The sequence below is a fragment of the Micromonospora sp. NPDC049891 genome, from assembly GCF_040660295.1.
GTDB lineage: Bacteria > Actinomycetota > Actinomycetes > Mycobacteriales > Micromonosporaceae > Micromonospora.
On the sequence record NZ_JBFAML010000056.1, the window covers coordinates 1 to 9,479 of the forward strand.

General features: G+C 70.3%; 10 protein-coding genes. 4 read left to right on the top strand and 6 right to left on the bottom strand.

Annotated elements, in window-relative coordinates:
• Positions 1-185: 185 nt before the first annotated feature.
• Positions 186-602 carry a VOC family protein gene (locus tag AB0I71_RS32075; RefSeq protein WP_357591074.1) on the bottom strand — a complete coding sequence of 139 codons (417 nt, stop codon included), beginning with the start codon at positions 600-602 and terminating at the stop codon, positions 186-188.
• Positions 578-1,150, bottom strand: coding sequence for a cob(I)yrinic acid a,c-diamide adenosyltransferase (locus AB0I71_RS32080; RefSeq protein ID WP_357591076.1), 573 nt, complete (start codon positions 1,148-1,150; stop codon positions 578-580). The genes AB0I71_RS32075 and AB0I71_RS32080 overlap by 25 nt, the downstream gene beginning before the upstream one ends.
• On the opposite strand from AB0I71_RS32080, the gene murA reads away from it, so the two are divergent.
• Positions 1,149-2,591: a UDP-N-acetylglucosamine 1-carboxyvinyltransferase gene (gene murA / locus AB0I71_RS32085; protein WP_357591078.1), complete on the top strand. Its 1,443-nt coding sequence runs from the start codon at positions 1,149-1,151 to the stop codon at positions 2,589-2,591. The two genes, AB0I71_RS32080 and murA, sit on opposite strands and share 2 nt — an antisense overlap.
• Before the next feature lie 238 nt (positions 2,592-2,829).
• A complete protein-coding gene (locus AB0I71_RS32090) occupies positions 2,830-3,678 on the top strand; it encodes a 3-hydroxyacyl-CoA dehydrogenase family protein (protein WP_357591080.1) in 849 nt (282 codons plus the stop codon).
• Positions 3,679-3,718: 40 nt separating this feature from the next.
• Here the strand turns inward: AB0I71_RS32090 and AB0I71_RS32095 are convergent, their stop codons facing one another.
• Entirely contained in the window at positions 3,719-4,567 is an 849-nt protein-coding gene (locus tag AB0I71_RS32095) for an ABC transporter permease (RefSeq protein WP_357591082.1), read from the bottom strand.
• A complete protein-coding gene (locus tag AB0I71_RS32100) occupies positions 4,564-5,412 on the bottom strand; it encodes an ABC transporter ATP-binding protein (RefSeq protein ID WP_357591084.1) in 849 nt (282 codons plus the stop codon). The genes AB0I71_RS32095 and AB0I71_RS32100 overlap by 4 nt, the downstream gene beginning before the upstream one ends.
• 151 nt (positions 5,413-5,563) lie before the next feature.
• On the opposite strand from AB0I71_RS32100, the gene AB0I71_RS32105 reads away from it, so the two are divergent.
• Entirely contained in the window at positions 5,564-7,567 is a 2,004-nt protein-coding gene (locus tag AB0I71_RS32105) for a protein meaA (RefSeq protein ID WP_357591086.1), read from the top strand.
• A 45-nt stretch (positions 7,568-7,612) separates the two neighbouring features.
• Here the strand turns inward: AB0I71_RS32105 and AB0I71_RS32110 are convergent, their stop codons facing one another.
• Both AB0I71_RS32110 and AB0I71_RS32115 read right to left on the bottom strand, forming a co-directional pair.
• Positions 7,613-7,912 (bottom strand): DUF1540 domain-containing protein, encoded by a 300-nt coding sequence (locus AB0I71_RS32110; protein ID WP_099850135.1) that lies wholly within the window; start codon positions 7,910-7,912, stop codon positions 7,613-7,615.
• Between the two features lie 85 nt (positions 7,913-7,997).
• A complete protein-coding gene (locus tag AB0I71_RS32115; RefSeq protein WP_357591089.1) occupies positions 7,998-8,618 on the bottom strand; it encodes a DUF4126 domain-containing protein in 621 nt (206 codons plus the stop codon).
• Positions 8,619-8,689: 71 nt separating this feature from the next.
• Between AB0I71_RS32115 and nucS the strand changes: the two genes are divergently transcribed.
• A complete protein-coding gene (gene nucS / locus AB0I71_RS32120; RefSeq protein ID WP_099850137.1) occupies positions 8,690-9,349 on the top strand; it encodes an endonuclease NucS in 660 nt (219 codons plus the stop codon).
• Positions 9,350-9,479 lie beyond the last annotated feature (130 nt).

The window sequence follows — 9,479 nt, forward strand, 5'->3', positions numbered from 1 at the left end:
GCCACTTGGTGCCCGGCGCAGGGATCAAGCCTGACCGCCCGAAGCCGGGCACGGTCGCCCCCAGCCCTCAACCGCAACCACTACGGTCGCCCCCAGCCCCCACCGCAACCACTCAAAACGCAGGACAGCCACCCCAGCCCCAAGCATCAACCACCCCGAGGACAGACCCCCGAAGACAGGACAGCTCAGGTCGAGGCGACCAACTCCACCTCGTACCCCTGACCGTCCGTCAGGTACCCGGCGTACGTGTCGGGCCCGCCGGCGTACGGGTGACGGTCGGCGAAGAGCAACTCCCAGCCGTACGCCGGTGCCTGCTCGACCAGCCGGTCCACGGCGGCGGTCGAGCCGGCGTGGAAGGCCAGGTGGTTGAGGCCGGGGGCGAGCCGGTCGTGACTGCGGCCGGAGAGGGCGGGTGATGCCTCCAGCACGAGGTACGTCGGGCCGAGTCGCCAGGAGTGGCCGGCCGGCCACTGCTGGAACGACGTCCAGCCCAACTCGCCGAGCAGCCAGCCCCAGCTACGCATCGCGGCGTTCAGGTCGGGTATCCAGACTTCCACGTGGTGCAGTGCACCGAGCGTCACCGGCCTCCGCCCGGCACCCATAGCACGTCTCCGTCCGGATTTGCCGTTCTTGACAGGATAAAGAGCAGATCCGACAGGCGGTTGAGATACTTTGCCGGGAGGTGGCTGGTCCGGTCGGGGTCGTGTGCGATGAGCGCCCACGCCGACCGCTCGGCGCGCCGGGCGATCGTCCGCGCCGCGTGCAGCAGCGCCGCGCCCGCGGTGCCGCCGGGGAGGATGAAGGAGTCGAGCTTGCTCAGGCGCGCGTTGTACTCGTCGCACCAGCCCTCAAGGCGCTCGACGTACTCCTCAGTGACCCGCAGCGGCGGGTACTTCGGGTCCGGTTCGACGGGGGTGGACAGGTCTGCTCCCACGTCGAACAGGTCGTTCTGGATCGACCCCAGCACCCGGCGCAGCTCGTCGTCGAGCTGGCTTAGGGCGAGTGCCACGCCGAGCGCGGCGTTGCACTCGTCGACGTCGGCGTACGCGGCGATCCGCGGATCGTTCTTCGGCACCTGCTCGTTGTTGCTCAGCCTGGTCATGCCGGCGTCGCCGGCCTTGGTGTAGATGCGCGTGAGGTGGACGGCCATGACGCACAGCCTACGGATACCGGACCTGACGATTCCGGCACGTCCGGACGCCGGCACGGGTTGGCCTGCGGGTGTCGGCCCGGGCGATGCCGGTGACACCGCGGTCGCCGATGTCGACGTCATCCGGGTACGCGGTGGCGCCCGGCTGGCCGGCACGGTGCACGTGGTGGGTGCGAAGAACTCGGCGTTGAAGTTGATGGCCGCCGCGTTGCTCGCCCCGGGCCGCAGTGTGATCACCAACGTGCCACGGATCACCGACATCGCCATCATGGGTGAGGTGTTGCGCCGCCTCGGTTGCGGTGTGCGGTTCGACGCCGACGATCCGGTGGACCCGATGGTGACGTTCGGTGGGGTGGCCCGATCCCGTTCGGTCACCATCGACGTGCCGGAGCAGCCGGGCGTCGAGGCCGACTACGACCTGGTCCGCCGGCTGCGGGCGTCGATCTGCGTGCTCGGTCCGTTGCTGGCCCGACGCGGGTACGTGCGGGTGGCCCATCCGGGCGGTGACGCGATCGGCTCCCGGGGTCTGGACATGCACATCTCCGGGCTGACCCGGATGGGTGCCGACATCTCCGGGGAGCACGGTTTCGTGATCGCCTCGGCTCCCGACGGGCTGCGGGGCGCGGAGATCGTGCTGGACTTCCCGAGCGTCGGTGCGACCGAGAATCTCATCATGGCGGCGGTGCTGGCCGAGGGCACCACCGTGATCGACAACGCGGCCCGGGAGCCGGAGATCGTCGACATCTGCACGATGCTCCAGCGGATGGGTGCGCTCATCGACGGCGAGGGCACCTCGACGATCACCATCGTCGGCGTGCCCCGGCTGAGTCCGGTCCGGCATGCCACGGTGGGGGACCGGATCGTCGCGGGGACCTGGGCGTTCGGTGCAGCGATGACCCGTGGCGACGTCACCGTGACCGGCCTCGACCCCGCATTTCTGGAGGTCGCGCTCGACAAGCTGGTGACGGCCGGCGGCATGGTGGAGACCCGGGGGGACTGCTTCCGGGTACGCATGGACGACAGGCCCCGGGCGGTGGACGTGGTGACGCTGCCCTATCCGGGCTTCGCCACCGACCTGCTGCCGATGGCGATCGGGCTCGCGGCGCTCAGCGAGGGCGCCTCCCTGATCACCGAGAACATCTTCGACGGCCGGTTCATGTTCGCCAACGAGATGATGCGGCTGGGCGCGGACATCAAGACCGACGGGCATCACGCGGTGGTACGCGGCCGGGGGCAACTTTCCGGCGCTCCGGTACGGGCGACCGACATCCGGGCCGGTGCCGGGCTCATCATTGCCGGGCTCTGCGCCGACGGGGTGACCGAGGTGTCCCACGTGCACCACGTCGACCGGGGCTATCCCGACTTCGTGGCCGACCTGCGGGCACTCGGTGTCGAGGTGGAGCGGGCCACCGCGCCGGAGGAACCCGAGCTGACCATCTGAGCTGCCCCAGCGCGACCGGCAACAGGACTGGCGGGGCTGCGGCGTGCCCTGGCGCTTCGGCTGGCGGCGTTGTCGTCGTCGGCCATGCAACACCGGCATGGCCTCCTCCTCCGCCTTGCCATCCTCGGCCAGGACCCGCCTCGCCTCCACCGCCCTGTTGCCGGTCGCGCTTAGCCATCGTTCAGGCTCGCCGACTAGGGTGCAGACAGACACTCATTCGCAGCGAGGGAGAAGCAGCATGGCAGGTCGACTCGCGGTCGTCGGTGCCGGTTTGATGGGTTCGGGCATCGCCCAGATGGCCGCGCAGGCGGGCTGGCAGGTGGTGCTGCGGGACCTGGACGACGCGGCGACGGAGCGCGGTCTGGACGGCATCCGACGGTCGCTGGCGAAGTTCGCCGAGAAGGGGAAGCTCTCCGACGACGACGTCGAGGCGACGCTCGGGCGGATCACCCCCACCACCGAGCTGGAGGCGGCCGCCGACGCGGACATCGTCGTCGAGGCGGTCTTCGAGAAGTTGGAGATCAAGCACGAGGTGTTCCGCGCGCTGGACAAGATCTGCAAGGCGGACGCGGTGCTGGCCACCAACACCTCGGCGATCCCGGTGACCCAGATCGCGACGGCCACCGAGCGTCCGGAGGCGGTCGTCGGCACCCACTTCTTCTCGCCGGTGCCGATGATGAAGCTCTGCGAGCTGGTTCGTGGCTACAAGACCAGCGACGCCACGCTGGAGCGGGCGAAGTCATTCGCCGAGGAGATCGGCAAGACCGTCGTGGTGGTGAACCGCGACATCGCCGGCTTCGTCACCACCCGGCTGATCTGCGCCCTGGCCATGGAGGCGGTCAAGCTGGTCGAGGCGGGCGTCATCTCGGCAGAGGACCTGGACACCGCCTGCCGGCTCGGTTTCGGGCACGCGATGGGCCCGCTGGCGACCGTCGACCTGACCGGCGTCGACGTGCTGTTGAACGCGACCCGCAACATCTACACCGACACGGCCGACGAGAAGTTCTTCCCGCCGGAGCTGTTGCAGCGCATGGCCACCGCAGGCGATCTGGGCCGCAAGACCGGCCAGGGTTTCTACTCGTACTGACGCCGCCGTGGGGGAGGGCCGGCCGGGCCCTCCCCGTGGCTCAGCCGTCGCGGCGGGTGGTCCAGCGGAAGGTGGTCAGGCAGAGCACCAGACCGATCACGCACCAGACGCCCAGCACCACGGCGACCCGGGTCAGCTCGAACGAGCCGCCGGGTTCGTCGGCGCCGAAGCTCTCCGGCAGGAAGACCGCCCGTAGCCCCTGGCACATCCACTTGAGCGGAAACAACGCCGCCACCTGCTGCATCCAGGACGGCAGGTTGGTGAAGACGAAGAAGACCCCGGAGATGAACTGGAGCACCAGCGCGACCGGGGTGACCACCGCCGAGCCGCTGCGGGCGGTCCGGGCCAGCGACGAGATGGCGATGCCGCAGAGCGTGCAGGCGGTCACACCCAACGCACTGACCCAGCCGAAGGTCAACCAGGCCGTGGTGGTGGTCGGCAGGTCCAGGTCGAACAGCGTCACCGAGACCGCGAGCAGCAGCGCGGTCATCACGACGCCGGTAACCAGCACCATGATCACTTTGCCGGCGAACCAGACCCACTTCGGCATCGGCGTGCCCCGGTAGCGCTTGAGCACACCCCGGTCCCGCTCGATCGGGATCCAGATGCCGAGGTTCTGGAAGCTGACGGTCATCAGGCCGGTCGCGATCATGCCGGTGATGAAGTACTGCGTGTAGCTCACCCCGGGCGCGATCTCCTCGTCGAAGATCGACGCGAAGATCAGCACCATGATGAGGGGGAAGCCCAGCGTGAACACGACGGACTCGCGGCTGCGCAGGAACTGCCGAATCTCCAGTCGCCCCTGACGCAGGGCGAGCCCGGTCGGGCCGCTCCGCCGGGCCGAGGCTGCCGCGCTGACCGGCTCCGCCGGTTTCGTCGTGGTGGTCATCGGTGTCCGATCATCGTCAGGTAGATGTCCTCAAGGGTGGGCCGGGTGACGGTCAGACCGGGCACCTCACCGCCGAAGCGCGTGGCGAGTTCCGCCACGAGCGCCGTCGGCGTCGCGCTCTGCGCGCTGTCCAGCGTGCCGTCCGGGGTACGCCAGGAGACCGTGGCCAGCGCCTCCTGCCGGTTGCCGAGGCGGTTCGGTGCGGCGACCTCGACCAGTCGGCCACCGGCGATCACACCCACCCGGTCGGCGAGCGCCTCGGCCTCGTCCAGGTAGTGCGTGGTCAGCACGATCGTGGTGCCGGCCGCGGCGAGATCGCGGATCAGCTCCCAGAACTCCCGTCGGGCCTCCGGGTCGAAGCCGGTGGTCGGCTCGTCGAGGAAGAGCAACTCCGGGCGGCCCACGATGCCGAGCGCCACGTCGAGCCGGCGCTTCTGGCCACCGGAGAGGGTGTGCGTACGGGCGCGGGCCTTGGCGGACAGCCCGACCCGTTCGATCACCTTGTCGGGGTCGTCGGCGTCGGCGTAGAAGCCGGCGAAGTGGTGCACCACCTCGGCGACGGAGAGTTCGTCGAACTCCCCGGTGCCCTGGAACACGATGCCGACCCGCCCTCGCCAGTCGCGGGTCGGGTGGGCCGGGTCGACGTCCAGGACGCGTACCTCGCCGGCGTCGCGCTGGCGGTAGCCCTCCAGGATCTCGACGGTGGTGGTCTTGCCGGCGCCGTTCGGCCCGAGCAGGGCGAACACCTCGCCCCGGTGGACGTCCAGGTCCAGGCCGGCGACCGCGAGACTGTCGCCGTACGTCTTGCGCAGCCCTCGGACGCGGATCGCGACGTCGTCACTCATGCCGTCAAGTGTGCGGCCCGCCGACACCAGGCGTCCGCACCGGGGGTGGTGGTCCCCACCACCGAGGGCGGGTTGTACCCGGGCGTCCGCCATATCGGGCTGTGTGGTTTTGCACAGCCCGTTCTACTGGACGGTAACTTAAACTCCGGCCATGGACGAGAAGGCACTCCCGGGCCGGCTGCCGGAGCGCGACCGCCCCTGGGTGATGCGGACCTACGCGGGGCACTCCTCCGCCGCCGCGACCAACGCGCTCTTCCGCCGCAACCTGGCCAAGGGGCAGACCGGCCTGTCGGTCGCCTTCGACCTGCCCACCCAGACCGGATACGACCCCGACCACGAACTCGCCACCGGCGAGGTCGGCCGGGTCGGTGTCCCGGTGGCGCACCTGGGCGACATGCGGGCGCTCTTCGACGGCATCCCGCTTGCCGACATGAACACCTCGATGACGATCAACGCGCCGGCGATGTGGCTGCTCGGCCTCTACGGCACGGTCGCCACCGAGCAGGGCGCCGAACTCGCCCGCTGTGCCGGCACCACGCAGAACGACATCATCAAGGAGTACCTCTCCCGGGGGACGCACATCTTCCCGCCGGCCGCCTCGCTGCGGCTGACCGCCGACGTGATCGCGTACGCGCTGCGTGAGATGCCCCGCTGGAACCCGGTGAACATCTGCTCGTACCACCTCCAGGAGGCCGGGGCCACCCCGGTGCAGGAGGTGGCGTACGCGCTGGCCACGGCGGTGGCGGTGCTCGACGCGGTGCGCGACTGCGGTCAGCTGCCGGCGCAGCGGATGGGCGACGTCGTGCAGCGGATCTCGTTCTTCGTCAACGCCGGGGTGCGGTTCGTCGAGGAGATCGCCAAGATGCGCGCGTTCGGCGCGTTGTGGGACGAGATCACCCGCGACCGGTACGGGGTCGAGGATCCGAAGCAGCGCCGCTTCCGGTACGGCGTGCAGGTCAACTCCCTCGGCCTGACCGAGGCCCAGCCGGAGAACAACGTGCAGCGCATCGTGCTGGAGATGCTTGGCGTCACCCTCTCCCGCGGTGCGCGGGCGCGGGCGGTGCAGTTGCCCGCCTGGAACGAGGCGCTCGGCCTGCCCCGTCCCTGGGACCAGCAGTGGTCGCTGCGCATGCAGCAGGTGCTCGCGTACGAGTCGGACCTGCTGGAGTACCCGGACCTGTTCGACGGCTCGCACGTGATGACCGCGCTTGTCGACGAGATCGTCACAGGTGCCCGAGCCGAGTTGGCGACGGTGCTGGAGATGGGCGGTGTGGTCGCCGCCGTGGAGACCGGGTACCTCAAGAGCGCCCTGGTGGCCTCCCTGGCGGGTCGGCGGCGACGGATCGAGGCCGGCAGCGACGTCGTAGTCGGCGTCAACCGGTTCACCGAGACCGAACCGTCACCGCTGACCGCGGCCGGTGCCGAGGCGGTCGTGCAGGTCGATCCCGCCGTGGAGGCCGCCGCCACGGCGGCCGTACGCGCCTGGCGGGCCGATCGCGACGCGGCGGCTGTGGACGCGGCGCTGGCCCGGCTGCGCGCGGACGCCGCGACCACGACGAACCTGATGACGGCCACCCTGGAGTGCGTCCGTGCCGGGGTGACCACCGGCGAGTGGGCGGCGGCTCTGCGCCAGGTCTTCGGCGAGTACCGGGCCCCGACCGGGCTGGCGGCCGGATCCGCGAGCGGCGGCGACGAGGGTCTGGCCGAGGTCCGCGCCCGGGTCGCCGCCACCGCCCGCGAGCTGGGCAGCGGGCGGCTGCGACTGCTTGTCGGCAAGCCGGGCCTGGACGGGCACTCCAACGGTGCCGAGCAGATCGCGGTACGCGCCCGGGACGCCGGCTTCGAGGTGGTCTACCAGGGCATCCGGCTCACCGCCGGGCAGATCGTGGCCGCCGCGGTGGAGGAGGACGTGGACCTGGTCGGGCTCTCCGTGCTCTCCGGCTCGCACCTGGCGGCGGTGCCGGCGGTGCTCGACGGCCTGCGGGCGGCCGGCCGACCGGATCTGCCGGTGGTGGTCGGCGGCATCATTCCCGCTCGGGACGCCGAGCAACTGTGCGCGGCCGGGGTGGCGCGGGTGTTCACCCCGAAGGACTTCGCCCTGACCGGCATCATCGACGAACTGGTCACCGTCATCCGGCAGGCGAACGAGCTGTGACGCCGCGGATCCCGGCGCGCTGCCGGGATCCGCGCGGACGAGGCGTCAGCGGTGGCTGTAGGTCATGCAGTCGGCCAGGTCGGCGTCGGGGCCGACCTTGATCCCGGGTGCCTGGCACTCCAACTGCTCGTTGTGCCGGCAGTCGGCGCGCTGACACGCCCCGACCTGGGCGATCTGGCCGTCTGCGCCGGCCCGGACGGCGGGCATCTCGATGAAGGTGTGGCAGTGGGCGTGGTCCATGCTGCCGATGGTGATGGCGAAGGCATGGCAGTCGCCGGTGTGGTTGTACGCGCACGCGGCGACCACACACTCCTGGACCCGGGGCATCTCCATGGCTGCGGTCATGACCCAACCTCCTCCGTTGATTGCCCCAATTTTAGGCTTTAGGGCTGGTTGAGGTGGCGATTCGATCGAGCCCGACGGCCCGCGATCAGACGCGGAAGCCCGCCTCGCGTGCCGCCTGCCGCTCCCGCCGTCGGTCCGCCCGGCGGCGTAGCAACCACGGCAGGAAGAGCACCAGGCCGACCAGGAAGGCGAGCACCAGCACCGGCAGGATGATCGCGACGAGCGACATGACCACGCTTGTGGCGTCCTCGGCGGTGCTCGCCACCGGCGCGCCCACGCCGGCCGTGGCCGCATTGATCACCGGCCGGGCTGTCGACTTCAGCACATGCACGCCGAGGGCTATGAGGACCCCGACCAGCACCGGCAACCACTGGCCGCCACTTGCGAAGAAGCTGTCCGGGTCACTCACCGTCACGGTCTCCGACGCGGAGCCGGCCCCGAACGCCAGGCCGCCGGCCGTCGGCCGGACGACCGTCTGCACCAGGTCGTTGATGTGGTCCACCACGGGCACCTTGTCCGCCACCACCTCGACGGCGAGCAGCACGGCGAGGATGCCCAGCACCCACTCGTTGCCGAGCCACTGCCACCCGCCAGGCAGGTCGATGACACTGGTGTAGCGGGCCAGCGTACCCATGATGAGAAGCGGGATGTAGGCGTTCAGCCCCGCTGAGGCGGCGAGGCCGGTACCGGTGAGCACTTCGAGCACCATCACAGCATCGCACCGGCGCGCCAGCGCCGCTCGGTGGCGATGCCCGGTGACTCCGCTACCCTGCTCGGGTGCGGTTGGTGATTGCGAAATGCTCGGTGGACTATGTCGGACGGCTCTCGGCCCACCTGCCGCCGGCGACCCGGTTGTTGATGGTGAAGGCGGACGGCTCGGTGTCCATCCACGCCGACGACCGGGCGTACAAACCGTTGAACTGGATGAGCCCGCCGTGCCGGCTGGAGGAGGCCCCCGGTGTGTGGCGGGTGGTCAACAAGGCCGGCGAGGAGCTACGGATCACCCTGGAGGAGATCTTCCAGGACACCTCGTACGAGCTGGGTGTCGATCCCGGGCTGCGCAAGGACGGCGTGGAGGCCCACCTCCAGGAGCTGCTGGCCGCCAACCCTGAGACGCTGGGCGACGGGTTCACCCTGGTCCGCCGCGAGTACATGACCGCGATCGGCCCGGTCGACCTGCTCTGCCGGGACGCCAACCAGGGCACGGTCGCCGTCGAGGTGAAGCGCCGTGGCGAGATCGACGGCGTGGAGCAGCTCACCCGCTATCTGGAGCTGCTCAACCGGGATCCGCTGCTCGCCCCGGTCGCCGGGGTCTTCGCCGCCCAGGAGATCAAGCCGCAGGCACGGGTGCTCGCCACCGACCGGGGAATCCGTTGCGTGGTGGTCGACTACGACCGGCTGCGTGGCATCGAGCGCGACGAGCTGACCCTCTTCTAGGCCGCGTTTCACAAGACCGTGCCCGGCTGCGCCGGACCCAGACGGCGACCGGCGGCGTTGGAGGTTCGTCCGGATACAACACCGGTATCCGGACGAAACAACCCCAAGCCGGAACACCCCCCGGGCCGCG